Annotated in this window: 27 protein-coding genes; 13 read left to right on the forward strand and 14 right to left on the reverse strand. The window is 73.4% G+C overall.

Annotation, left to right across the window (positions count from 1 at the left end; genetic code table 11):
* The first annotated feature begins 7 nt into the window (after positions 1–7).
* Positions 8–2,881, forward strand: coding sequence for an ATP-binding protein (locus tag ABD437_RS01650; RefSeq protein ID WP_344646906.1), 2,874 nt, complete (start codon positions 8–10; stop codon positions 2,879–2,881).
* On the opposite strand, the gene ABD437_RS01655 is transcribed toward ABD437_RS01650, so the two are convergent.
* Positions 2,835–3,443: a sigma factor-like helix-turn-helix DNA-binding protein gene (locus ABD437_RS01655; RefSeq protein ID WP_425558068.1), complete on the reverse strand. Its 609-nt coding sequence runs from the start codon at positions 3,441–3,443 to the stop codon at positions 2,835–2,837. The genes ABD437_RS01650 and ABD437_RS01655 overlap by 47 nt on opposite strands.
* 171 nt (positions 3,444–3,614) lie before the next feature.
* On the opposite strand from ABD437_RS01655, the gene ABD437_RS42935 reads away from it, so the two are divergent.
* A complete protein-coding gene (locus tag ABD437_RS42935) occupies positions 3,615–3,794 on the forward strand; it encodes a dihydrofolate reductase family protein (RefSeq protein WP_425558066.1) in 180 nt (59 codons plus the stop codon).
* On the opposite strand, the gene ABD437_RS01665 is transcribed toward ABD437_RS42935, so the two are convergent.
* Both ABD437_RS01665 and ABD437_RS01670 read right to left on the reverse strand, forming a co-directional pair.
* Positions 3,791–4,732, reverse strand: a complete 942-nt coding sequence (locus tag ABD437_RS01665) for a phosphoglycerate dehydrogenase (RefSeq protein ID WP_344646907.1) — start codon at positions 4,730–4,732, stop codon at positions 3,791–3,793. The genes ABD437_RS42935 and ABD437_RS01665 overlap by 4 nt on opposite strands.
* Before the next feature lie 75 nt (positions 4,733–4,807).
* Positions 4,808–5,914: an ROK family transcriptional regulator gene (locus tag ABD437_RS01670; protein WP_344646908.1), complete on the reverse strand. Its 1,107-nt coding sequence runs from the start codon at positions 5,912–5,914 to the stop codon at positions 4,808–4,810.
* Positions 5,915–5,962: 48 nt separating this feature from the next.
* Here ABD437_RS01670 and ABD437_RS01675 point away from each other — a divergent pair, with 48 nt between their 5' ends.
* The 4 genes from ABD437_RS01675 (at position 5,963) to ABD437_RS01690 (ending at position 9,443) form a co-directional block, all read left to right on the forward strand.
* Positions 5,963–7,156: an MFS transporter gene (locus ABD437_RS01675; RefSeq protein WP_344646909.1), complete on the forward strand. Its 1,194-nt coding sequence runs from the start codon at positions 5,963–5,965 to the stop codon at positions 7,154–7,156.
* Positions 7,157–7,265: 109 nt separating this feature from the next.
* On the forward strand, positions 7,266–7,745 hold the full coding sequence (locus ABD437_RS01680) for a GNAT family N-acetyltransferase (protein ID WP_344646910.1): 480 nt from the start codon (positions 7,266–7,268) through the stop codon (positions 7,743–7,745).
* The gene (locus ABD437_RS01685; RefSeq protein WP_344646911.1) at positions 7,742–8,632 is read left to right on the forward strand and encodes an RNA polymerase subunit sigma-70; all 891 of its coding nucleotides are present in this window, start codon (positions 7,742–7,744) and stop codon (positions 8,630–8,632) included. Before ABD437_RS01680 ends, ABD437_RS01685 begins: the two co-directional genes overlap by 4 nt.
* Before the next feature lie 4 nt (positions 8,633–8,636).
* A complete protein-coding gene (locus ABD437_RS01690) occupies positions 8,637–9,443 on the forward strand; it encodes a YybH family protein (RefSeq protein WP_344646912.1) in 807 nt (268 codons plus the stop codon).
* 35 nt (positions 9,444–9,478) lie between these two features.
* Here the strand turns inward: ABD437_RS01690 and ABD437_RS01695 are convergent, their stop codons facing one another.
* The gene (locus ABD437_RS01695; RefSeq protein WP_344646913.1) at positions 9,479–10,015 is read right to left on the reverse strand and encodes a TetR/AcrR family transcriptional regulator; all 537 of its coding nucleotides are present in this window, start codon (positions 10,013–10,015) and stop codon (positions 9,479–9,481) included.
* Positions 10,016–10,074: 59 nt separating this feature from the next.
* Between ABD437_RS01695 and ABD437_RS01700 the strand changes: the two genes are divergently transcribed.
* Positions 10,075–11,163, forward strand: coding sequence for an FAD-dependent monooxygenase (locus tag ABD437_RS01700; protein WP_344646914.1), 1,089 nt, complete (start codon positions 10,075–10,077; stop codon positions 11,161–11,163).
* On the opposite strand, the gene ABD437_RS01705 is transcribed toward ABD437_RS01700, so the two are convergent.
* From ABD437_RS01705 to ABD437_RS01720, 4 genes are all read right to left on the reverse strand, one after another.
* Complete coding sequence (locus ABD437_RS01705; protein ID WP_344646915.1) at positions 11,160–11,864, reverse strand: hypothetical protein; 705 nt, start codon at positions 11,862–11,864, stop codon at positions 11,160–11,162. The genes ABD437_RS01700 and ABD437_RS01705 overlap by 4 nt on opposite strands.
* The gene (locus tag ABD437_RS01710) at positions 11,861–12,730 is read right to left on the reverse strand and encodes an ATP-binding cassette domain-containing protein (protein ID WP_344646916.1); all 870 of its coding nucleotides are present in this window, start codon (positions 12,728–12,730) and stop codon (positions 11,861–11,863) included. Before ABD437_RS01710 ends, ABD437_RS01705 begins: the two co-directional genes overlap by 4 nt.
* The gene (locus ABD437_RS01715) at positions 12,711–13,079 is read right to left on the reverse strand and encodes a GntR family transcriptional regulator (RefSeq protein ID WP_344646917.1); all 369 of its coding nucleotides are present in this window, start codon (positions 13,077–13,079) and stop codon (positions 12,711–12,713) included. The genes ABD437_RS01710 and ABD437_RS01715 overlap by 20 nt, the downstream gene beginning before the upstream one ends.
* 69 nt (positions 13,080–13,148) lie before the next feature.
* A complete protein-coding gene (locus ABD437_RS01720) occupies positions 13,149–14,126 on the reverse strand; it encodes an SDR family oxidoreductase (protein ID WP_344646918.1) in 978 nt (325 codons plus the stop codon).
* 98 nt (positions 14,127–14,224) lie between these two features.
* On the opposite strand from ABD437_RS01720, the gene ABD437_RS01725 reads away from it, so the two are divergent.
* Positions 14,225–15,307 (forward strand): magnesium transporter CorA family protein, encoded by a 1,083-nt coding sequence (locus tag ABD437_RS01725; RefSeq protein WP_344646919.1) that lies wholly within the window; start codon positions 14,225–14,227, stop codon positions 15,305–15,307.
* 162 nt (positions 15,308–15,469) lie between these two features.
* Here ABD437_RS01725 and ABD437_RS01730 read toward each other — a convergent pair whose 3' ends face one another.
* The 3 genes from ABD437_RS01730 to ABD437_RS01740 are packed head-to-tail and all read right to left on the reverse strand — an operon-like array spanning position 15,470 to position 17,030.
* Entirely contained in the window at positions 15,470–16,069 is a 600-nt protein-coding gene (locus ABD437_RS01730; protein ID WP_344646920.1) for a hypothetical protein, read from the reverse strand.
* 27 nt (positions 16,070–16,096) lie between these two features.
* Entirely contained in the window at positions 16,097–16,507 is a 411-nt protein-coding gene (locus ABD437_RS01735; RefSeq protein WP_344646921.1) for a pyridoxamine 5'-phosphate oxidase family protein, read from the reverse strand.
* Between the two features lie 46 nt (positions 16,508–16,553).
* A complete protein-coding gene (locus ABD437_RS01740) occupies positions 16,554–17,030 on the reverse strand; it encodes a group II truncated hemoglobin (protein ID WP_344646955.1) in 477 nt (158 codons plus the stop codon).
* A 106-nt stretch (positions 17,031–17,136) separates the two neighbouring features.
* Between ABD437_RS01740 and ABD437_RS01745 the strand changes: the two genes are divergently transcribed.
* Positions 17,137–17,595, forward strand: a complete 459-nt coding sequence (locus ABD437_RS01745) for a DUF6578 domain-containing protein (protein ID WP_344646922.1) — start codon at positions 17,137–17,139, stop codon at positions 17,593–17,595.
* Positions 17,592–18,125: a hypothetical protein gene (locus ABD437_RS01750; protein WP_344646923.1), complete on the forward strand. Its 534-nt coding sequence runs from the start codon at positions 17,592–17,594 to the stop codon at positions 18,123–18,125. The genes ABD437_RS01745 and ABD437_RS01750 overlap by 4 nt, the downstream gene beginning before the upstream one ends.
* Positions 18,126–18,177: 52 nt before the next feature.
* Here ABD437_RS01750 and ABD437_RS01755 read toward each other — a convergent pair whose 3' ends face one another.
* The 3 genes from ABD437_RS01755 to ABD437_RS01765 form a co-directional block, all read right to left on the reverse strand.
* Complete coding sequence (locus ABD437_RS01755; RefSeq protein ID WP_344646924.1) at positions 18,178–19,068, reverse strand: MBL fold metallo-hydrolase; 891 nt, start codon at positions 19,066–19,068, stop codon at positions 18,178–18,180.
* Positions 19,069–19,082: 14 nt separating this feature from the next.
* The gene (locus ABD437_RS01760; RefSeq protein WP_344646925.1) at positions 19,083–20,024 is read right to left on the reverse strand and encodes an SMP-30/gluconolactonase/LRE family protein; all 942 of its coding nucleotides are present in this window, start codon (positions 20,022–20,024) and stop codon (positions 19,083–19,085) included.
* Positions 20,025–20,154: 130 nt separating this feature from the next.
* Complete coding sequence (locus tag ABD437_RS01765) at positions 20,155–21,048, reverse strand: helix-turn-helix domain-containing protein (protein WP_344646926.1); 894 nt, start codon at positions 21,046–21,048, stop codon at positions 20,155–20,157.
* Between the two features lie 349 nt (positions 21,049–21,397).
* Between ABD437_RS01765 and ABD437_RS01770 the strand changes: the two genes are divergently transcribed.
* The 3 genes from ABD437_RS01770 to ABD437_RS01780 all read left to right on the forward strand — a co-directional run bounded on the left by ABD437_RS01770 (position 21,398) and on the right by ABD437_RS01780 (position 22,689).
* Positions 21,398–21,955: a Panacea domain-containing protein gene (locus tag ABD437_RS01770; RefSeq protein WP_344646927.1), complete on the forward strand. Its 558-nt coding sequence runs from the start codon at positions 21,398–21,400 to the stop codon at positions 21,953–21,955.
* A gap of 317 nt (positions 21,956–22,272) precedes the next feature.
* Entirely contained in the window at positions 22,273–22,401 is a 129-nt protein-coding gene (locus ABD437_RS01775) for a hypothetical protein (RefSeq protein ID WP_344646928.1), read from the forward strand.
* Positions 22,402–22,563: 162 nt separating this feature from the next.
* Complete coding sequence (locus ABD437_RS01780) at positions 22,564–22,689, forward strand: hypothetical protein (RefSeq protein ID WP_344646929.1); 126 nt, start codon at positions 22,564–22,566, stop codon at positions 22,687–22,689.
* Positions 22,690–22,694 lie beyond the last annotated feature (5 nt).

Below are 22,694 nucleotides of genomic sequence, written 5' to 3' on the forward strand. Positions count from 1 at the left end.
GTCGACCATGGGGATGCGGTCGGAGGCCTGCCTCTGCCCGACGCTGATCGGCCGGAGCGACCTGGTCGACCACGCCGGCCGGCGAACCGACGAGATGCTCGCGGGCGCCGGGGGCCTGCTGTTCCTGGCCGGGGAGGCCGGCATCGGCAAGACGCGGCTGCTGGCCGAGATCGTCGAGCGCGCGGCCGCCCGGGGGGTGCGGATCGCGCGCGCCGGCGCCTTCCCGCGCGACGCCGAGGTGGCCGGTGGCCTGCTGCTCGGCCTGACGTCGAGCCTGGAGACGCTCGGTCCGCTGGCCGAACGGCTCCGCGGGGTCGCCACCGGCGGCAGCGCCGACGGGCACACGCGGCGGCGGTTACTGGTCCGCGACGCGGCCGACGCGCTCGTCGCCGCGGACGAGCCGCTGCTGATCGCGCTCGAGGACCTGCACTGGGCCGACGAGCTGTCGCTCGACGCGCTGGAGCGGGCGGCGCCGCGCCTGCGCACCGCGCCCGTCCTGGTGGTGGCGACCTACCGCAGCGACGAGCTCTTCCCCCGGTCGGTGCTCCGCGACCGGCGCGCCCGGCTGCTGACCGGCCGCGCCGCCGAGGAGCTGCGGCTGCCCCGCCTGGACCGGGACGCGACCGCGCGGATGATCGGCGCGATCCTCGGTGCCACCCCGGGTGGCCCGGCCAGCGCCGCGTTGTTCGAGCGCAGCGACGGGATCCCGCTGCACGTCGAGGAGCTGCTCGCCGCGGCCGGCGCCGAGGGCGCCGGTCCGTGCCGGACGACCGCGTCCACCGTCCGGTTGCCCGACACGCTCGCCGACGCCGTGCTGGGCCGCTCGCGCGAGTTGTCCGAGGGCTCGCTCGCGGTGGCCGCCGCCGCGGCCACGATCGGTCGCCGGTTCGACGTCGACCTGCTCACCGCGGTGACCGCGACGTCGCCCGACGCCGTCGACGCGGCGCTCCAGGAACTCAGCGACCAGTTCTTCGTCACGCCGGGCGCGGACGGCACCGGTTACGACTTCCGGCACGCGCTGATCCGCGACGCGCTCTACGGTGCCCTTCCGCCGCACCGGCGGCGTCACCTGCACGCCCGCGTCGCCGACGCCGCCCGCGACGCCGGGTTCGGCGACGCGTTCCTCAGCGACCAGTACGAACGCGCCCACCAGCCCCGCCCGGCGTGCACCCACGCGCTGGCCGCCGCCCGGCACGCCACCGCGATGTCCGCCCACGTGGAGGCCACCGCGCTCTACCGGAGGGCCCAGCGCACGCTGCCGCCGGACGCGCCGGGCCGCGTGCGCGCCGAGCTGCTGACCGCGCTGTCGGTCGAGCTGATCGCGATCGACGACGTCCCCGGCGCCGAGGGCACGCTCAACGAGGCCTACGCCCACTGGCTGGCGCTCGACGACCCGGTCCAGGCGGCGAAGCTGGTCCCGGCGCTGGCGACCGTGCGGCACCGGCTCGGCGCCGCGCTCGACCACCGCACCGGTCTGCTGCGCACCGGTCTGGACCTGATCGCCGAGCGGCCCGGCGCCGAGCACGTCCGCGCGCGGCTGCTCGCGTCCCTGTCGGCCGCGTACATGTTCGACCGGCGCCTCGACGAGTCACTCGCCCACGGCACCGACGCCAGGGCACTGGCCGTAACGCTGGGCGACGACCGTACCCGCTGGTCGGTGGATGCCGTGCTCATCCCGGTGCTGCTCTTCGGCGGACGGATGGACGAGGGCTGGCGGCTGGCCGACACGACGATCGCGGAGACCCGCGCGGCCGGCGCCGAGGCCGAGGTCAGCCGCACCTACCAGATGGTGGGCAGCTCCGCGGCCGTGCTCGCCGAGTACGACGCCGCCGAGCGTTACCTCGACGAGGGCATCACCTACGCCGGCCGCACCGAGCACTTCGCCGACCGCAACTACATGGTCGTGATGCGTGCCCGCGTGCGGTGGGCGACGGGCGCGTGGTCCGCCGCCCGGGCCGACGCCGAGCAGGTGCTCGCCGACGTGGGCGGCCGGGTGCTGGCCCGGATCACCACGCAGCAGGTGCTGGGGTACCTCGCGATCGGACGCGGCGATCGGGACGCCGCCCGCGAGCACCTCGAAGCCGCGTACGGCGTCGGCACCGAACTGCGTGAGGTGCAACGGCACTCGCCGACGATCTGGGGGCTGGCGGAGCTCGCGCTGCGCTCCGGCGACAGCGGCGGCGCGGCGGCCCGGTGCGAGGAGGGGCTCGCGGCCTCCGACGAGGTCGGTGACGCGGCCTACCTGGCCCCGTTCGTGCTCACCGGGGTGCGGGCGTACCTGGCCGGCGACGACCCGACCGGGGCCCGGTCGTTCCTGGCCCGGTGCGCCACGTTGCTCGAGAAGCGGAACATCCCCGGCACGCTGCCCGCCCTCGACCACGCCGACGGGCTGCTGCACCTGCACGAGGGCCAGACCGGCAAGGCGCGCGCCGCGCTCGACCGCGCGAGCGCGGAGTGGGACCGGCGCCGGCAGTTCTGGGAGGGGACGCAGGCGCTGCTCGACCGGGCCCGCTGCGCGCACCGCTCCCGGCGCCCGGCCGACGCCGTCGCGCTCGCGGAGGCGGCTCGCGACCGGGCCCGCCCGGTCGGAGCGGTCGTGCTGAGCGAGGCCGCGGACGACCTGCTGGCCGAGATCGGCCGCCGGGAACCGTCCGGAGCTCCCGGCCTGACGCCACGGGAGACCGAGGTGGCGCGGCACATCGCCGCCGGGGCGACGAACCGCGAGATCGCGACCGCGCTCACGATCTCCCCGAAGACCGTCGCCGCGCACGTCGAGCACATCCTGACCAAGCTCCAGGCGACGCGGCGCACCCAGATCGCGTCCTGGGTGCACGTCACCGGGGCGCGAAGCGACCGAACACCACCGGATCGACGAACGTGACGCACCGGGTGACCAGCCCGCCGCGCACCTCGAACAGCTGCACGGAGTGCCCCCGCCCGTCCGGCGCGTAGGCGGCGAACGCCGGTCCCCCGTTGGCCTCGACCGGAACCGCGCGCCAGCCGGTGCCCCGCATCGTGAACACGCGCTCCAGGAACTCCCGGTAGTGCGCCCGGCCGGCCAGCCACGACGCCACCGGCGGCATCTCCAGCGCGACATCGTCGGCCAGCAGCGCGGTCAGCGCGGGCACGTCGGCGGCCTCGAACGCGGCCACGTACCGCTCGACCACCGCGCGCTCGCGCGGATCGGCGGGCTCGCGCAGGGTCTCGAGCGTGACCCCGGCGGCCCGTACGGTGGCGCGCGCACGCTGCAGGCTGCTGTTCACCGACGCGACGCTGGTGTCGAGCATCGCGGCGACCTCGGCCGCGGAGAGCTGGAGCACCTCGCGCAGCACGAGCGCCGCCCGCTGCCGCGCCGGGAGCAACTGCAGCGCTGCGACCAGTGCCAGCCGCAGCCCGGCGCGCTGCTGCGCGGAGTCGGCCGGGTCGGACGGGAACGGCTGCAGCCAGGGGACGTCCCGGTTCCCGCCACGGCGGCTGGGCGTTCCGGCACGGGGAGGGACCGGTCAGCGGGGACAAGTTCGCGCTCGGCGAGCGCATGGAGCGGGGGGTGCAGCTGTACGGGCGGCGGACAGCGCGAGGCGCGGGACGTCGTCGTCATCGGCAGCCTGAGCCTGGTGCACGCGCTGGCCGCGGCCGACCTCGTCGACGAGTACCGGCTGATCACGTTCCCGATCGTCGCCGGGGCCGGTGACCGCTTGTTCGCGGTGCCGGCCGACTTCCGGTTCACGTCGGTGGAGCGGACCGGGGTGACCTCGCTGACCGTCCTCCGCCGGACGGGCCCGGACGCGGGCTAGGGGTTCACGCGGAACGCGGGCGTGCCGGCGAGCGCGGCGACGAGTTCGGTCGCGCCCGCGTGGCCCGCGGCCGCGCGGGCCTCGGCGGTCTGCCCGGCCATGTGCGGGTACACGGTGATGCCCGCGACGCCGCGCAGCACGCTGTCGGCCGGGAGCGGTTCGACCGTGGTGACGTCGAGCGCGGCCCCGGCGATCCGGCCCGTGCGCACCGCGTCGGCGAGCGCGACCTCGTCGACCAGCGGGCCGCGGGCGGTGTTCACCAGCAACGCGGTCGGTTTCATCGCGGCGAGGGCGCGGGCGTCGATCAGGCCGCGGGTGGTCCCGGTCAGCGCGGCGTGCAGCGACACCACGTCGGACCGGGCGAGCAGGGTCGGGAGGTCCACGAACTCCACGCCGGGAACCGCCTCGGCGACCCGCGGCGTGGAGCACAGCACGGTCATCCCGAACGCGCGCGCGAGCGGCACGACGGCGCGGGCGGTCGCGCCGAAGCCCACCAGCCCGAGCGTCGAGCCACGCAGCTCGTGGCCGTCGGTGCGCGGCCAGCGGCCCGCCGCGACGCCGGTGGCCAGGCCGACCAGGTGCCGGGACGCGTCGAGGATCAGGCCGATCGTGAACTCGGCCACCGCGTTCGCGTTGACGCCGGGGAGGTTGCTGACGCTGATGCCCCGGCGTCTCGCGGCCGCGACGTCGACCGAGTCGTAGCCGACGCCGGTCCGCACGACCGCGCGCAGAGCCGTGGCCCGCGCGAGCACGGCCGCGGTCATCGGCTCGTTCGCGATCAGCGCCCCCTCCACCCCGGTGAGCAGCGCGGCCAGCTCGTCCTCGGTGCGCCGGCCGGTCATCGGCGCGTGCGTCGTCTCGTGGCCGCGGGCACGCAGGTAGGCGTCCACCGCGTCGCCGGGGTGCAGGTAGTCGGCGGTGACGAGGATGCGGGCCATGGGCGGACCGTACCGAGCCGCCGGAGGGCGGATAACCCCGCGGCGGGAAAGGCCACCTTGCCCTCCGGGCAACGCTCAGAGCTGGTCGAGGACCGCGTTCCAGGCCTCTTCGGCCGCGCCGATGATCGGGCCGTCGTCGCCGAACGTCGCCGCCACGACCGGTGGGGCCGCGGTACGGCGGAAGCGCATGAGGCCGGCCAGGTAGGCGTCGTGGACGGCGTCCGGCGCGGCGGCGAGGAGCTCGACCCCGAGTCCGCCGACCGTGACCAGGTCCGGGTCCAACCCGTTCACCAGCCCCGCGACGCCCCGCCCCAACGCCCCCGCCACGGTCCGCACCGCGGTCCGGTCCGCGGTCGGATCCGCGATCGCCGCCGCGATCACCCGGCGGGCGTACGCGATCGGATCGGGCGGCGGCGCGGCACCGAGCAGGCGCGCCAGCGCCGACCCGTCCACCTCGTTGCCCCAGCACCCGGACGCCCCGCACGAGCACTCCCGCCCCGGCGCCCCGAACGGCAGGTGCCCGAACTCCCCGGCCGCGCCGATCGCCCCCGTCACCACCCGGCCGTCGGCCACGATCGCGCCCCCGATCCCGGCCGCCACCCGCACGTGCAGCGCCACCGACGCCCCGGCCGCGGCGCCCCGGCTCGACTCCGCCGCCCCGGCCAGCATCGCGTCGTTGCCCACGACGAACACCCCGGCGCCGCTCCGCAGCGGCGACAGGTCCAGCGCGTGCCAGCCGAGCGGGAACGCCTCGACCCGCTGGTCGCGCGAGACCGGCCCGGTCACCGCGACGCCGACCCCACGCACCCGCGGCCCCAGCGCCCCGATCGCGCCCCGGACGGCGGCCAGCACCACCGACGGATCCCCGCCCCGGTGCGCGCCGACCGCCGACGAGACCACCCGCCCGCCCAGCTCCACCGCGCTGACCTGCCACGCCTCGTGCGTGATCGACACCGCCGCCACCAGCGGGCCCTCCGGGTGCGGCCCGAGCGCCGCGGTCGGCCGCCCGCGCGCCCCGCTCGGTGCCGCCGGCCGCTCACGCACCAGCCCGGCCGCGCCCAGCCGCCCCACCAGCTCGGTCGCGGCCCCGGTGCCGACCCCCATGAGCCGCGCCGCCTCCGCCCGGGTCACCCCCGGACGCGCGTGCACGATCCGCAGCAACTGAGCTGAGCGCGTCGTCACAATCCGGGCTCCTTCTTTTTACTCCGAGAGCGAGCTTATTCTGGCACGGTGAACCATCGTGCCGCCTTGGCCGCCCTCGGCGCCTCCACGTTCGTGTATGTCACCGCCGAGACGATCCCGATCGGGCTCCTCCCGGAGATGGCCCGCGACCTGAACGTGTCCGAGGCCTCCATCGGTCTGCTGGTGACCAGTTACGCGGTGGTCGCCGGCCTCACGTCGATCCCGCTGACCGCCGTCACCATGCGCCTCCCGCGGCGGGCCCTGATCGCCGGCACGGTCGCCGCGTTCGCGATCTCGCAGCTCGCGGCCGCGTTCGCTCCGACGTTCCTGCTGGTGGTGGTCGCCCGTCTGCTCTGCGCGCTGGCGCACGGCGTCTTCTGGGCCACGATCGCGCCGATCGCCGCGCGCCTGGTGCCGCCCGGCCGGGGTGGCCGCGCGATCGCGCTGGTGTTCCTCGGCAACTCGCTGGCGATCGTGCTGGGCGTGCCGCTCGGCACCGCGCTCGGACAGTGGCTCGGCTGGCGGGTGGTGCTCGGCGTGCTCGCGCTCACCGGAGCCGCCTGCGTCGCCGCGCTGACGCTCTCCCTGCCCGCGCTGGCCGGTGACGCGCCGACCCCGATCGGGCAGCGCCTCCGCGACTCCGTCCTGGTGCTGCGCAACCGGTCGCTGTTCGCGATCTGCGCCACCACCGCGGTGCTGATGATCGGCCTGTTCGCCGCGTACACCTACCTCGCGCCGCTGGTCCGCCGCGACGCCGGCCTGGAGGGCACCGCGCTCAGCGCGCTGCTGCTCGGCTTCGGGGCCGCCGGTCTCGTCGGCAACTGGATCATCGGCCGCTGGGTCGACCGCAGCCCGGGCCCGCTGCTCACCACGCTGATCGCGGTGATGGTGCTCGCGCTCGCGACGCTCACGCCGGTGCTCGGCGTCGCGCCCACCGTGGTCGCGGTGCTGGCCTGGGGCGCCGCGATGACCGCGACGCCGATCATCCTGCAGGCCGCCGTGCTGCGGGTCGCGCCCGAGGCCGGCGACGCCGCATCCGCCGTCTACGTCGTCGCGTTCCAGATCGGGATCGGCGGCGGCTCGCTGCTGGGCGAACGCTTCGTCAGCGCCGGCCGGCTCGGCTGGCTGCCGCTGTTCGCCGCGCTGCTGGCGGTCGGCGCCTGGGTGATCGTCCGCGCCTCCCGCACCGCGTTCCCCGCGCGGCTGCCCGCCGAGACCCGCGAACCCGTTACTGCTTCCTGATCACGCCGCCCGGCGAACCACCGCCCGCGGGGAGGTCCGCGACGGCGAACGACGTGATCGGGCGCTCGCGCCCGTCCCGGGCAACCGGCGCGGGGCGTAGGGTCGCCGGGTGTCGCACTCCACCCCGCCGGTCACCGTCCGCCCCGCCGAGCCCGACGACGCCGAGGCGATCCACGCGCTGAGCCTGCGGGCGATCCGGGGTTCGGCGTCCGGGCACTACACCCCGGCCGAGCTCGAGGCCTGGGCCGCGACCCGCTCGCCGGCCCGGCACCGCGCGCTGATCGAGCACACCCGCACGCTCGTCGCGGTGTGCGACGGCGCCCCGGCGGGCTTCGTCAGTGTCGCCGACGAGCCCTGGGGCACGCTCGAGCGCGGCGAGGTCGACCAGCTCTTCGTCGACCCGGCCTTCGGCGGACGGGGCGTGGCCCGCGCGCTGCTGGCCGCCGTCGACGACGTCGCGACCGTCACCCACGCGTCCTGGCGGGCGGCACCGGTCTTCGAACGCCACGGCTACGTGCGCGAGGAGGTCGAGACCGTGCACCTCGACGGCCAGACCCTCACCCGGGTCCGGATGAGACGCGCACGGTGAGCACGTTCGAGGAGCTCGTCGAGCCGCTGCGGGGAGAGCTGCACGCGCACTGCTACCAGCTGCTCGCCTCACCGCACGACGCCGACGACGCGGTGCAGGAGACGCTGGTGCGGGCCTGGTCGGCGCTGGACACGTTCACCGACCGGGGCGCCGGCGTCCGCCCCTGGCTGTTCCGCATCGCGACCAACCGGTGCCTCACGCTGCTGGCGAACCGCGCCCGCCGCGAGCTGCCGACCGACGTCGGCGTGGCGTCGGACCCGCACTGGATCGAGCCGTACGCCCAGCCGGAGGGGACCGCGCTGGCGCGGGAGCGCCTGGAGCTGGCGTTCGTGGCCGCGCTGCAGCACCTGCCGCCACTGCAGCGGGCGGTGCTGTTGCTGCGCGAAGCGCAGGGTTTCTCGGCCGCGGAGGTCGCGGACCAGCTCGGCACCACGGTCCCGGCGGTCAACAGCGCGTTGCAGCGGGCCCGCGCGTCGCTGCCGGTCACCACCCCGTCGGCCGGTCCGGACGACCCGGGCGTCCGCGAGCTGGCCCGGCACTACGCGGCGGCCTGGGAGGCCGGCGACCTCGACACGATCCTCGCGTTGCTCGCCGACGACGCCCGCTACTCGATGCCGCCGGAGCCGGCCTGGTACGCGGGCACCGACGCGATCCGGGGTTTCCTGCTCGCCGGTCCGCTGACCGTCGGGTGGCGGTTCCGGGCCACGGTGGCCAACGGCCAGCTCGCGTTCGGCACGTACCTGCGCGACGGCGACGTCCACCGGCCGGGCGGCCTGGACGTACTGACCGTGCGCGACGGCCGGGTCAGCGAGGTGGTCTCGTTCCTCACCGCCGATCTGACGAATTTCGGCCTGCCCGATGAGTTGGGGCCCTCCGCCGGGTTGTAAGGGTATGGACGAGATCACCGAACTCATCGAACGCTGGGTGCTGGCCGTCGGGGCCGCCGATCTGGACGCCGTGGTCGCCGACCACGCCGAGGACATCGTGATGTTCGACGTGCCGCCGCCGGAGAACGGCGTGCGCGGACTCGACGCGTACCGGGAGACCTGGCCGCCGTTCTTCGCGTGGCTGCGCGCGGGAGCGGTGTTCGAGCTGGTGTCGCTGGAGGTCACCGCGGGCGAGGACGTGGCGTTCGCGGCCGCGTTGCTGCGCTGCGGCGAACCGGAGGACGTCGCCGAGCGCCGGCTGCGGCTGACGCTCGGCCTGCGCCGGGAGAACGGCCGGTGGGTGGTGGCGCACGAGCACCACTCGTTCACCGTGTCGGACTCCGCGGATGGTGTCGAGGCGCTGCACCGGCGCTGGTTCGAGGCCACCGCGGCCAAGGACCTGGACGCGATGATGGCCGGCATCGCCGACGACGTCGTGTCCTACGAGCACGAGGCGCCGTTGCGCTACGTCGGCGTCGACGCGGTGCGCGAGGTCTGCGCGACCGGGCTGGACTCGTCGACCGGCACCGTGACCTGGGACGTGCCCGACCTGAAGATCCTGGTCCGCGACGATCTGGCGGTGGCCTGGGGGCTGAACCGGATGACCGCCGAGCAGCCGGACGGCACCGTCGCGGAGAACTGGTCGCGCGGCACCCGGGTGTTCCGGCGCGCCGCCGGTGAGTGGCGGATGGTGCACCAGCACGTGTCCTGGCCCACCGACGCCGCCACCGGCGAAGCCCGCTCCGACCTCACTCCGGACGCGACGCGCTGACCCCGGCCGGTCCGGCGCGCCCCGCCGGACCGGCCTCAGCGGACGATCGCCCGCATCGCGGCCAGCAGGTCCTCCCCGGTGGGGGTTCCGTCCGGGTCGGCGAGCCAGATCGCCGCCAGGCCGCCGAGCAGCGCCTGGTAGAGCGCGCCGACCTGGGCCTCGGCGCCGGTGGGCGCTCCCCCGAACAGCTCCACCAGCCCGAGCCGCGCCTGCCGGTGCGCGCCGGCGAACAGCTTCCGCACCTCGGGCGGCAGGTCCCGCTGCGCGAGCAGCTCGAACTGCACCGCCCACAGCGCCCGGTTGGCCGCGAACGACTCGATCACCCGGTCCCACTGCGCGGCGAAGCCCCCGGCCGGTGACGCTCCCAGCGTCCGCCCCAGTTCCTGCCCCCACTCCTCCAGCGCCTGCACCAGCGCGGCCTGGAGGAGGGCGTCCTTGGTGCCGTAGTGGTAGCCGATCGCGGCGAGGCTGACCCCGGCCGCGTTCGCCACGTCACGCGCGGTCGTGCGCGTGTACCCCTTGGCCTCCAGGCAGTGCTTCGCCGCGGTCAGCAGGTCTTCGCGATTTCCCATGCCCACAGTCTTACACATCCGTCTTGCACAAACGTCTAACACGACCGTACTATCTAGCCATGACACGAACCGCTCTGGTCGTCGGCGCGAGCATCGCCGGCATCTCCTCCGCCTACTGGCTGCACCGCGCGGGCTACGCGGTCACGGTCGTGGAGCGCGCACCGGCCCTGCGTGACGGCGGCTACAAGGTGGACATCCGCGGCGCCGCGCTCGAGGTCGTCACCCGGATGGGCCTGCTGGACGAGATCCGGGCGTTACGCACCGACGTCCGGTCGGGCACGGTGGTCGACGCCACCGGCCGCCGGGTGGCCAGCATGGACGGTGACACGTTCGGCGGGCGCACCCACGGCGACGCCGAGCTGCTCCGCGGCGACCTGACCCGCCTGCTCTACCGGCACACCGCCGACGACGTCGAGTACCGCTTCGGCGAGGCGCTCACCGCGCTGCCCGACGGGTACGACCTGGTCGTCGGCGCCGACGGGCTGCACTCGGCCACCCGCGCCCTGGCCTTCGGCCCCGAGGCGGACTACGTCCACGACCTCGGGTACCGCATCGCGATCGCCACCGTGCCCAACCACCTCGGCCTCGACCGGGAGGAGGTCACCTACGTCGGCCCCGGCCGCACCACGCTGGTGTACAGCACCGCGGGTGACGCCACCGCCAAGGCGATGTTCCTGTACGAGGGGGACGAGCCGGATCTCCGCACCGCCTTCGGCGACCAGGGCTGGGAGGTTCCGCGCCTGCTCGACGAGGTCGACACCGCCGACGACCTCTACACCGACTCGCTGTGCCAGGTGAAAATGGACCGTTGGCACCGCGGGCCGGTCGTGCTCGTCGGTGACGCGGCCTGGTGCGCGTCGCCGGCGTCCGGGCAGGGCACGAGCCTCGCGCTGGTCGGCGCCTACGTGCTGGCGGCCGGCGACGGGCTCGACGACTACGAGGCGCGCATGCGCCCGTTCGTCGAGCGCAACCAGGCGCTCGGCCCGGCGAACATCAAGCGGATGGTGCTGCACAGCCCGGCCCAGGTGCGCGCCTCGATGCGGATGCTCGCGGTGATGGACCGGCTGCCGTTCAAGGAGTGGATGCTCGGAAAGGTGATGCAGCCGCTACACCGCGCCGCCACCGCGATCGAACTCCCGGCCGGCTAGCCGGCCGGCGCCTGGATCGGGACGTCGCGGGCGATGCTCCAGGTCACCGCCACCGCCAGCGCGGTGCTCACGGCGGCGATCGCCAGCAGGTCCCACGCTCCCCCGGCCAGCCCGCCGGAGAGCGGCTCCCACTCCCCGATGTTGAGGCTCAGGCCGTTGACGAACAGGATCGCGGCGGCCACCGGCACGAGCAGCAGGCCGACGCCGGGGAAGCGGTACCAGGCCGCACCGATCATCGCGCCGACGACCGTCCACACCAGCAACGCGGCCCAGTAGCTCACGAAGATCGCGCCGACATCGGTGCCCGATTCGTAGAGGTGGCCGGGCCGGAAGCCCTGCGACCAGCCGGCGGCCCGGTAGAGCAGCGTCTCGCCGGCGTAGAGCACCGCGATGGCGAACGCGAGCACCGCGGCCGCGACGACCTGGTAGATCGGCACCTGGCGCACGAACTCGCCCCGGGTGCGCCCGTGCACCAGGCAGTGCGGCAGGAACGTGTAGAAGAGGTGGCCCCCGTACCCCAGGGCCATCCACCGGAAGAACTGGCCGACGCCGACGTCGAGCGCGCTGACGCTCACGGTGCCGACGATCGCGACCCCGGCGAGGATCACCCCGGTGATCGCCACGAACACGCCCAGGCAGAACAGGAGGAACAGCAGGTGGGCGGTGACGAGGTACCGCAGGATCGGCCAGCGCGCGCTCATCGGGTGCCTCCGGTCAGGTGGATGAAGAGGTCCTGCACGGCCACCGGACCCAGGTCCAGGCCGGCCGCGCGGGCGGCGCGCCGGCGCTCGTCGTCGACGTCGCCGTAGATCATGGCCGACTTGGTAGGGCCGAGCGTCTGCTCACCGAGCACCGTGAGCCCGGTGGTGAAGTCGTCGACGAGCGGGGCCGGACCGGTCACCGCCACGCCGCGGGCACGCAGGTCGTCGAGGTCCTCGTCGAGCAGGAGGCGCCCCTCGTGCAGCACGAGCACCCGCTCGAACAGCGGGCTCTGCTCCTCGATCAGGTGGGTGGAGACGATGATCGTGCGCGGCCGCTCGAGGTAGTCGCGCAGGAGCTCGTCGGCGAAGGCCTGCCGGGTGGGCGCGTCCATGCCCAGGTGGGCCTCGTCGAACATCGTCACGGCGGCGCGGGACGCCAGGCCGACCAGCACGCTGAACGCCGACCGCTGGCCCCGCGACAGCGTGCCGAGCTTGCTCCGGAGCGGCAGCTCGAACAGCTCGGCGAGCGTCGCGGCGTAGCCGGCGTCCCACCCGGGGCGCAGCCGGCCCGCCAGGTCGAGGATGTCGCGCAGCGTGTCGCTCTTGTCGCCGACGTTGCCGCTCTCCTGGATCAGGCAGAGCCGCCGGGCGGCGCGGGGGTTCTCGAACACCGGCTCACCGTCGAGCTGGACGGTTCCGGCGGACGGACGGCGGAACCCGGCCAGCGTGGACAGCAGCGTGGTCTTGCCGGAGCCGTTCCGGCCGAGGAGGCCGTAGATCGTGCCGGCGGGTAACGAGAAGGTCAGGCCCCGCAGCGCTTCCACCTCCCCGTAGCGGCAGATGAGATCACGAACGACGACGGTCATCGAGGCCCTCCAGGTGGCGTCGGATCTCGGCGAGGGAGATGTCGATCAGGCGAGCCTCGTCCACCATCGGTTCGACGACGTCGACGAAGAACCGTTCGCGCCGCTCGGCGCGCAGCTTCTCGGCGGCGTCGGGGCTGACGAACATGCCGATCCCCCGGCGCTTGTAGACGACCCCCTCGTCGACGAGCTGCTGGAACGCCTTGGCCGCGGTGGCCGGATTGATCCGGTGGTGCGCGGCGTACTGGTTCGTCGACATCACCTGGTCGCCGGCGCGCAGGACCCCGCGCAGGACGTCCGCTTTGACCTGCTCGGCGATCTGCCGGTAGATCGGGCTGCGGTCGTCGAACACGGGACCCTCCGGCTCTGTGGTTCATTACTCCACTAATGAACCACAGAGCCGCCACCCGGGCAAGGGGGATCAGCGCGCGTGCAACCGGTTGACCGCCGACGTGAGCAGCTCCCCCGGCCGCGGCACCCGCGCGGCGAGCTGCGTCAGCAGGCTGGTACGCAGCACCCGGCCGGGGTAGCTGCCCTGCACGCTCCCCGGTTCGTCCAGGGCCTTGTCGACGTTGTCCACGCCGTTGTCGGACCGGTCGTACATCTGCGAGGTCTTCGCGAGCCGGCGGATCGCCATGAAACCGTCGGCGAGCGCCGGGCTCAGCCGCTGCCCGAGGTAGAACCCGAGCGCCGAGTCACCGACCGGGATCTCCCGGCGCGGACGCACGGCCGCGCCGGCGATCGCCTCGGCGACCAGCTCCGCCGCGTAGACCGGGGGCGGCGGCTTGGGCAGCGCGCCGAGCTTGCTCCGGCCGTGGTCGTAGAGCGGCGTGTCGATCGCGGCGGGCAGCACCGTGCTGACCGAGATCGGCGCGCCCTCCTGGGCCAGCTCGATCCGCAGGCACTCGTAGAACGCCTGGAGCGCGAACTTGCTGGCGCTGTAGGGCGCCTGCAGCGGCACCGCGCGGATGCTCTCCACCGACGCGACGCCGATGATGCCGCCGCCACCGGCCCGGCGCAGCGCGGGAAGCGCGGCGTGCACACCGTGCACCTGGCCGAGGAAGTTCACCCGCATCACCCGGTCGAACTCGTCGCCGGAGATGTCCTCGATCCGGCCCCACATCGCCACCGCGGCGTTGTTCACCCAGGTGTCGATCCGGCCGTACGCGTTCTCGGCGGCGTCGGCGAGCGCACGCACCGCCGCGCCGTCGGACACGTCGGTGGGCACCGCGAGCACCTCGCCGCGCGCGTCGGCCACCAGCGATTCCAGGGCCCCCTCGTTGCGGGCGGCCGCCACCACCGTCGCGCCGCGACCGGCGAGGGTCAGGGCCGTGGCGCGCCCGATCCCGGTGGACGCTCCGGTGATGACGACGACCTGGTCGGAGATCGGCTTGGGCATGGATTTCTCCTCTCGTCGAGCCCCCGAGCTACCCGGCGTCACCCCTGGTACGCGCCCGTGCGTCGGTTGTGCCGACGCGGGTGGCAGGCTGGGCAACCGTGAACGAGGATTCGGCTCCGGAGCCCCGCCCCGCTCCCGGCGACCCGCAGACCCCCGGCCCGGCCGACCACAGCGTCACCACGGCCACCCCGCCGCGGTGCGCGACACGCACCCGTCTCTACCGCGACGGCGAACTCGTCGCCGAGGGCTTCCCGGCCGAGGAGATCAGCGACCGGCTCGCGTCCGCCCCCGACGCGGTGATCTGGCTGGACCTGCACGCGCCGGACGAGTCGGACCTGGGCATCGTCGTGCAGGAGTTCGGGCTGCACCCGCTCGCGGTCGAGGACGCGCTCCAGGCCGAGCAGCGTCCCAAGCTCGACCGGTACCGCACGCACCTGTTCGCGAACACGTACGCGGTGGCGTTCGACCCCGCCACCGCGGAGCTGACGATGAGCGAGATCAGCGCGTTCATCACCCCGAACGCGCTGATCACGGTACGCAAGAGCGAGTTCGACGTGGACGCGCTGCAGGCGCGGTGGGACGGCAACCCCGACCTGGCGTCGGCCGGTGTCGGGTTCCTCGTCCACGGCCTCCTGGACGCCGTCGTCGACGGTCACTACGACGCCACCGAGCAGGTCGACGACTGCCTCGACGCGCTCGAAGACCAGGTCTTCGAACCGCGCGACGGCTCCGACCTGGACATCCGGCGGCGCGCGTTCGAGCTGCGGCGGGCCGTGCTGCGGCTGCGTCGCATCGTCACGCCGATGCGCGAGGTCGTGGAGCGCATCCTGCGCAACGCCGGTGAGCACCACCTCGCGAACGACCTCATGCATCCGTACTACGAGGACGTCCACGACCACGCGATCCGGGCGGCCGAGAGCACCGAGAACGCACGCGACCGGATCGCGAGCATCCTGGAGAGCGAGCAGAACATCCAGGGCCAGCAGCTCAACGAGGTGACGAAGAAGCTCGCCGCGTGGGCCGCGATCATCGCGGTGCCGACCGCGGTGACCGGTTACTACGGCCAGAACGTCCCGTATCCGGGCTTCGAGCACCACTCGGGCTGGATCGTCAGCACCGCGGTGATCGTCGTGCTCTCGGTGGGGTTGTGGTTCCTGCTCCGCCGGCGGAACTGGCTCTAGGGCCTGTTTCAAAGGTTCAGGCCGCCGTGGGCGTGGTCCAGGCGGCGAGCGGCAAGGCGGAGGTCTTTCCGGATACCGCTGTTGTATCCGGAAAGGCCGACAACGCGGCCGGTCGTCGTCTGGGCCACGGCCACGGCGGGCTGCTGGCCTTTGAAACAGGCCCTAGACCAGCGTCCAGGCGGTGAGCGACAGTGCGACCCGGTCGGTGACCGCGTCCGTCTGCAGCCGGACGATCTTCGGTGCGTTGCCGCTCGTCAGGACGCAGACGGTCTGGCCGCGGGCCACCCGCAGGCTCTCCACGCCCGGGTTCGTGCGCAGCGCGTCGAGACAGGCGGTGGCGTTCGCCTGCGGATCGGTCACCTCGGCGAAGGTCGTCGGCCCCTCGAACGCGAAGCGGGTGTCCGTGCAGGCGAAGAACGTCAGCTCGGCGCCGTCCGGCGGCGCGACGCGCGGCTCGTCGAGGTCCACGGCCTGGCCGCTGCCGACGCAGGCGTTCTGCAGGCGCAGGTGCTGGTTCTCGTAGGCGACCGGGTACCGGTCCGGGGTGCGCGCGCCCGCGGCCGGCGGGAGGCTCGCGACCGACGGCTCCGGCGCGACCGACTGCTGCGCGACGAGGGTGGGGACGGGCGGCGTGCGCCCGGCGACCGCCCGGGCGCTCCGCTGGGCGTCACCCGCCCGGTCCAGCGCGACCATCCCGATCACCAGCGCGATCACCGCGACCACTGCGGTCGCGGCGATCGCGAGCTTCTCCGTCGGAACCATGGTTCCTATTATCGGGCAAATAGGTGGTTAATAAGCGAAGCGGTTCACGGTTTCGGGGTGGATCACCAGGCGCACCTGCTCCTCCGCGAGCAGGCCCTTCAGGTCGGCGGCGCGCGCCGGGTCGTCGAGGTCCCAGTACTTCGCGGCGAGACGTTCGGCCAGCTCGAGCGCTCCGTCGGTCTCCACCGTCACCCGGCCGGCGACCGACACCCAGCGCTCACGCTCCTCGACCGGAGCCGCCACGACGATCGAGGCGCGCGGGTCCCGGCTCAGGCGCTTGACCTTGACCGAGCCCGGCCCGGTGAACAGCTGCACCGTGCCGTCGGCGGTCGCTTCGAACCAGACCGGGCGGGGCTGCGGAGGCGTCGCCCCCGCGGCCACCGTGAAGAAGCCGAGCAGCGGACGGGCGAGGAACTCGAGGTCTTCAGCAGTCAGCATGTGCGGTTCAACGCTCGCACGCCCGCGGTGACTCCCGGTTCGCGCGCTAACTTCCGGGCACGTACGGGGGCGCGACACCCCAGCCCCAGCGGGGAACCGGGGCCTGCTGGACGACGTCGGCGCCGGGCTGGGAGTTGGTGAACGCGATGCGCGTGCCCCACTCGAGGTAGCCGACGAAGGCCGCCCGGAACTCGGGGTCGTCGGGGAGGCCGGCGTCGTCGGCCGCGAGGCTCATCAACGACGCGAACCGGAACCGCTGCTCGGCCGTGATGCCGAGGTTGACGTGCTTGTTCACCATCCGGTGATAGCCGCCGTGTTCGCCGGTGTAGGCCGCGGGTCCGCCGAACACCTCGATCCACCAGGCGGTGACGTGGGCGCGGTGCTCGGCGGAGACCCCGCCGGGGAAGAGCGGGGTCAGCAGTTCGTCACCCTCGACGCGGTTGTAGAAGGCGTTGATCAGCCGCTCGAAGGCCGCTGATCCACCCGCCCAGTCGTAGAGCGTGGGAGTCTCGGTCATTTGCAACACTGTAATCACAGTGCGGCCACCGGGGTGCCCAACGCCGAGGTTCGCCCGCCGACACGGCGTTCCGCCGTCGGCGCGCGCGGAACGACCGTGGCAGATTGCCGGTATGCGGCAGACGATCTGGGTCGACGGGTGGCAGCAGCAGTGCTGCGGCGCACCCTTCGCGGTCGGGTCCGCCGTCGAGTGGACGCTCCGCGCGTTCGACGGCGAGTGGTTGCGCGGCCTGCTGGGCGACCGCGGGCACGTCCCGGTGGACGGCGCGGAGGAGCACCACGACGGTGTCCACCAGGAGACGCCGATCACGCTCGGCGTGGTCGCCGCGATCGAGGCGGTGCACTGCCGGCTCTCCGCGGGCAGCCCTCGCGAACCCGTGCCGGGGACCGGTACCCGGTCGGCCGTCACCGCGGCCGACGTCCAGGACACCGGGAACGACGACCGGATGTTCCTCGGCTACGTCGTCACCCTGGAGGACTGCCGCACCGTCGAGGCCACCGAACTGCGGCGCCGACGGGGGCGGGAGCGCAAGGCGAAGAAGCGCGGCGGTGCTCGACACTGGCGCGGGTGAGCGCTGAACCTGTCCTGGTCCTGCGACGCGACCTGACCGTCGCCGCCGACCACAGCCAGATCTACATCTACTCCGCCGACCTGCCGGACGGGGGCCTCCCGTTCGACGACAGCAATCCCTTCCTGGACGCGCTGACCGACGCGACGGAGTCCGACCGCTTCGTCGGTGTGACGACCGGCCTGGTCGATCTCCTGACGCCGGGCCAGTGGAACTGGACGACGCCGATGCGCCTCGAGGTCTGGGCGTCCGAGCCGGCCGGCGACACCGCGGACTGGGACCACGAGGTGGACGTCGACCTCACCGTCCCCGACGGGAGGCTCTGGCTGGAGGCCTCCGGCGGCGGCCCCACGACCGAGACCGAGGTCCCGGCCGGGAGCTACCGGATGCGCGTCTCGGGCAAGGGCTTCGCCGCGGTCCGTCTCGCCGGACGCGACGGCAGCGACTCGTACCGGCTCCAGCTCTGGCCGACCGCGACCGCCCGCGAGCCGCTGCTCCGCAAGCGCTGGCCCGGCTGGGACACCTACCAGTAGGAGACCGATCCTGACCGGCCGACGTGCCGGTCAGGATCGGGCCGCCGGGGCGTCAGAGCCGGTCGAACGGGGCCCACCGGGTGATCGCGAACCCGTCGCCCCGGTGCGCGACCTCGAGTGCGCCGGAACCGCTCAGGTGCGCGGGCAGGACCAGCGCGTTGTGGTCCGCCGCCCGGGCGAGCAGCGCGCGGCGGGTCGCGACCGCGGCGGCCGGGTCCTCGCAGAAGCAACTGTTGTGCCCGAACTCCATCACCTGCAGTGGCGTGTGGATCAGGTCGCCGGCGAACAGCGCCCGGTCCGTGCCCGAGCTCAGCGTCAGCACGCTCGACCCGGGCGTGTGTCCGGGTGCGGCCTCCAGACGCAGGTTGGCGTCGATGTCGTGCGTGCCCTCCCACAGCTGCACCTGACCGGCGGCGTACACGGGCGCGACGCTGTCGTCGAACACGTTCTCGTTGACGCCACCCACGAGACCGGGGTGGTTCGCGGGGTCCCAGAACAGGAAGTCCGCCTGCGGCATCAGGTACGTGGCGTTGGGGAACGTCGGCACCCACTCACCGTCGACCAGGCGGGTGTTCCACCCGACGTGATCGACGTGCAGGTGCGTGTTGATCACCAGGTCGACGTCCTCCGGCTGGATACCGGCCTTCGCGAGGTTGCCGAGGAAGTCCAGGTCCAGGTGGTCCCAGGCCTCGACGGCGGGGCGGGACTTGTCGTTGCCCACCCCGGTGTCGACGAGGATCGTGCGGCCCTCGCTGCGCAGCACCCAGGTCTGCATGGCGACGTGCACCATTCCGTCGCCGAGATGATCCGGGGTCAGCGACGACTCGTGCCGTTGCCAGGCGTCGCCGGGAATGGTCGGGAAGAACGCCTCGGTGGGCAGGATCGGGCCGTGCATTTCCTCGACCCGGGTCACCAGGACGTCACCGAGCTTGATCTCGTTCATGGTCTGTTCCTCGTTCAGGAGCGGCGCGGGGCGCGGGTGAGCAGGAGGTTCGGGTCTTTCGCGGTGGTGTAGGCGGCGCTGAGCACGTAGAGAGTGGTGCCGCGCAGCGCGACGGACGTCGGGTTCTGGAGGCCGTCGGCCCCGGTCAGCACCGTGGTCGGGGCGTGGCCCGGGCGCACCCGCACGACGGTGTTGGGAGCGTCGAGGGCCGCGATGACCTCGTCGCCGGCGCCGGTGAACTCGAAATCGTCGATTCCGGCCAGGCCGGTGGCCTTCACCTCGGCGGTGCCGGGGGACCGCAGCGGGAGCCGGAGCAGGGTGCCTTTGTCGAGGTTGGTGGCCCAGAGCGCACCGTCGTGCAGCTTGAGACCGTTGGCGCCGAGGAAGCCGACCCGGGCCAGCTCGGGGGCCGACGACCAGGTCCGGGCCGCTCCCCCACCGACCGGGACGGTGACGATCGTGCCGAGCACCGAGTCGGTCAGGTACAGGCGGCCGCCGCGCTCGTCGAGCACCAGGCCGTTCGGGAGGCCACCGGCGGGTAGCGCCGTGATCCGCTGCGGCGTTCCGCCCGGACGCAGGCGCCACACGCCGGTGAGGTCCGCGGTGCCGCTCGCGTACAGGAAGTACAGCGTGCCGTCGTGGGCGCGGGTGATCCCGGTGGTCAGGGCGAAGCCGAGGACGGGGGTGTGCACCCCGCCGTCGGACGGCGACGGCAGGGTCGCGAGGACCCGGACCGTGCCGTCCGGGCGGACCCTGGCCACCTGCCGGGCGGCCGCGAACGTGACGACCGCGGCGCCGTCGGGCTCGAGGACGACGTTCTCGGGGAGCTGGCCCTTCGCGTAGTCGAAGTGGACCTCGGCGCGAGGGGGTACGGCACCGGCCGAGGCCGGGGAGGCCACGGCGACGACACCGGCGGCGGCCAGCGCGAGCATGCTGAGCGAGCGTCGCAGTTTCATGATTCCTTCTTCTGTGGGCATGGCGCATCGCCTGTTGTGGGTGTGGGGCATCGCCCGTTGTGGGCGTGGGGCATCGCCACCGGATCCGAGGGGATTCCGGCGGGGTTTTCGGCGGGGTTTTCGGGTGGGGCTAGCGGCGCGGCGCCGGGGAGGGCTCGGGCGTCGCCGCCCCCGGTGCGAACGCGGTGTTGTGGGCGAGCAGCGCCATCGCCTCACGCGACGGCGAGCCCGGTTCGGTCGTCGCGATGACGACCGTGCCACCCTGCTCGGTGCGCAGGGCCTGTTGCGTGACGGTCAGCGTTCCCACCGTCGGATGACGCATCTCGTAGGTGGCGTCGTCGCCGGCCTTGACGCGGTGCCGGGCCCAGAGGTCACCGAACTCGGGGCTGCGGACCGTCAGCTCGCCGACCAGGGCCGCGAGCCCGGCGTCGCCCGGGTACTGCCCGGCGGCCAGCCGCAACGTGCCGACCACCGCCCGCGCTTTGGCCGGCCAGTCCGCGTACAACGCGCGGGTGTGCGCGTCGAGGAAGACCAGCCGGGCCATGTTCGGCCGGTCACGCGTCGTCGCCGGACTCCCCGCGTCGAGATGGCCGGCGAAGAGCGCGTGACCCGTGCTGTTCCAGGCGAGTACGTCGCCGTACCGGCCCAGCACCAGCGCCGGGACGTCACCCAGGGCGTCCACCAGCTCGGCCAGCGCCGGTGTCGGTCGTTCCGGCGCCGGGCGACGCGCACCCGGCCGGGTACGAGCCCCGCCGGCCAGGTCGTGGAGGTGACGACGCTCGGTCTCGCCCAGCCGCAACGCCCGCGCGAGAGCGTCCAACACCTCGGCGGACGCGTTGAGCGAGTACCCCTGCTCCAGCCGGGCGTAGTAGGACGCGCTGACCCCGGCCAGCAGCGCCAGCTCCTCCCGGCGGAGCCCCGGCACGCGTCGCCGCTCACCGTGCCCGACGAGCCCGAGGTCGTCCGGCCGCACCTGCGACCGGCGGGTCCGCAGGAACTCACCGAGCTGTCGTCTGCCGTCCATGAGACGAGTATCAGCACCGATCGCCGACCTAGCCACACCCTGCCGCGGGTAGGCAACCCGGCTCCTGGATCCGCCCCGAAACAACAATACGCACTTGAACAACTACTTTGAGTGATCTCCGGTGCAGCGACTGTCCAACCGGGACCATCGTGGGAACGGTCCGGGCGAATCGAGGGCACTCATGACCGAGAACAAGCCGATTCAGCTCCAACTCCTACGCGCCGCTACCCCGGGCCCGGGCGGCCCGCACATCCGACGACCGGGCGGCTCTGCCGGGCGTCCCGCCTCGGTCCGCGGGCGATCCGGCCAGGAGTCGGATTCTGTCGGTCCGCGCCGCTACGGTCGCGGCATGACCACCACAGCGAGAGATGTGGCGGCTGCCCTGAGTCAGCGGGTCCCGCATCTCGGCACGAGAAAGCTACACCCCCTGCTCTACTACTGCCAGGGTCACCACCTCGCGATCGCCGACCGCCCGCTGTTCCCTGAGACCATCGCGGCGTGGGACGACGGACCGACCGTCCCCGCACTCTGGCGCGACGAACAGCCCGTGGGCAGCTCCGACAACATGCCCGAATCCGAGCTCGGCATCGTCGGCTATGTCGTCTCCCGGTACAGCGGGCTCAGCGGCAACGACCTGGCCAACCTCGCTCGCGCCGAGGCGCCCTGGAAAGTCGCGGACTCCCACCGACGCCCCGGTGGCAGCGTCGCCATCGAACACGCCTGGATGCGTGACCACTTCCGCACCGAAGGCGCTCCCCTGGCCGGCGACGGGCGCCTGCCCCTGGATTCACCAGCGGTCGCCGAGCTGCTGGCCGGCGCCCAGCAGCGTTTCGACCGGCGCTACGGCAAGCCCACGGACATCGAGGAGGGCGCAGCGGGATCGGCCGCGGAGCGCCAGGGTGCCTGACCACACCGGACCGTGGTACCTCGGGTGCGCAGCCCCAGCCGATCTCGAACGTCTGGGGCCGCCTGTGGTTCGCGGAAATCACGCAGACCGAGCGTGGCTGGGCTGCGGCGACCTGCAGCTACTGGGTGCGTGAGGGTGATCGGATCGTGCGCTGCGACCTGTTCGCCACACTCGACCAACCATTTCTGTAGACGCGTCACCGGTGTTCGGAAGCGAACATTCCCGCCGTTGTGCGGCTGATCGAGCCGGCCGGGAGTTCGCGGGAAAGTAGTGGCACAGCAGGAACACACACACTTTCTTCTTGGAGGCTGGACGGCATGAGCGGCTGCTACGACTACTCGTACAACGAGTGCAACGAGTGGGACTACAACGAGTGCAAGCCGCGCCGTCGCCGCCACCACAAGAAGCGCTACAACGACTGCTGGGACTACAACCCCTGCAGCTGAGTCTTTCCCGCCGAGGCCCGGAGCGCGTGACGCGCCCGGGCCTCGCCCTATTCGGTAGCCGTTCCGAGCCCCGAATCCCCCACGCAACGGCCAGCCGCTGCGCCGACGACCCGACCCCGTGCACCCGGGCTACCTGAACCTCCGACGAGCGCGCTGGCGTCGATGGAGGCGCAGTCGGACGCGCAGTACGGTCCGGTCTTCGGAGTCGGCGACGTGACCTACGAGGGCTACGAGTTCGAGGACCACGACGGCCGCCGGATGCTCTACGTCCGAACCTGGTGCGGTTGAGGACA

The organism is Cryptosporangium japonicum (genome assembly GCF_039524755.1).
GTDB lineage: Bacteria > Actinomycetota > Actinomycetes > Mycobacteriales > Cryptosporangiaceae > Cryptosporangium > Cryptosporangium japonicum.

Bases quoted from the DNA above. Each gene is read 5' to 3' on its own strand.
- ABD437_RS01650 (WP_344646906.1), top strand. From the start codon at position 8: ATGGGGATGCGGTCGGAGGCCTGCCTCTGCCCGACGCTGATCGGCCGG.
- ABD437_RS01665 (WP_344646907.1), bottom strand. From the start codon at position 4,732: ATGGCCCGCATCCTCGTCACCGCCGACTACCTGCACCCCGGCGACGCG.
- ABD437_RS01690 (WP_344646912.1), top strand. From the start codon at position 8,637: ATGGACGAGATCACCGAACTCATCGAACGCTGGGTGCTGGCCGTCGGG.
- ABD437_RS01695 (WP_344646913.1), bottom strand. From the start codon at position 10,015: ATGGGAAATCGCGAAGACCTGCTGACCGCGGCGAAGCACTGCCTGGAG.
- ABD437_RS01700 (WP_344646914.1), top strand. From the start codon at position 10,075: ATGACACGAACCGCTCTGGTCGTCGGCGCGAGCATCGCCGGCATCTCC.
- ABD437_RS01705 (WP_344646915.1), bottom strand. From the start codon at position 11,864: ATGAGCGCGCGCTGGCCGATCCTGCGGTACCTCGTCACCGCCCACCTG.
- ABD437_RS01710 (WP_344646916.1), bottom strand. From the start codon at position 12,730: ATGACCGTCGTCGTTCGTGATCTCATCTGCCGCTACGGGGAGGTGGAA.
- ABD437_RS01720 (WP_344646918.1), bottom strand. From the start codon at position 14,126: ATGCCCAAGCCGATCTCCGACCAGGTCGTCGTCATCACCGGAGCGTCC.
- ABD437_RS01730 (WP_344646920.1), bottom strand. From the start codon at position 16,069: ATGGTTCCGACGGAGAAGCTCGCGATCGCCGCGACCGCAGTGGTCGCG.
- ABD437_RS01735 (WP_344646921.1), bottom strand. From the start codon at position 16,507: ATGCTGACTGCTGAAGACCTCGAGTTCCTCGCCCGTCCGCTGCTCGGC.
- ABD437_RS01745 (WP_344646922.1), top strand. From the start codon at position 17,137: ATGCGGCAGACGATCTGGGTCGACGGGTGGCAGCAGCAGTGCTGCGGC.
- ABD437_RS01755 (WP_344646924.1), bottom strand. From the start codon at position 19,068: ATGAACGAGATCAAGCTCGGTGACGTCCTGGTGACCCGGGTCGAGGAA.
- ABD437_RS01760 (WP_344646925.1), bottom strand. From the start codon at position 20,024: ATGAAACTGCGACGCTCGCTCAGCATGCTCGCGCTGGCCGCCGCCGGT.
- ABD437_RS01765 (WP_344646926.1), bottom strand. From the start codon at position 21,048: ATGGACGGCAGACGACAGCTCGGTGAGTTCCTGCGGACCCGCCGGTCG.
- ABD437_RS01770 (WP_344646927.1), top strand. From the start codon at position 21,398: ATGACCACCACAGCGAGAGATGTGGCGGCTGCCCTGAGTCAGCGGGTC.
- ABD437_RS01775 (WP_344646928.1), top strand. From the start codon at position 22,273: ATGAGCGGCTGCTACGACTACTCGTACAACGAGTGCAACGAGTGGGAC.
- ABD437_RS01780 (WP_344646929.1), top strand. From the start codon at position 22,564: ATGGAGGCGCAGTCGGACGCGCAGTACGGTCCGGTCTTCGGAGTCGGC.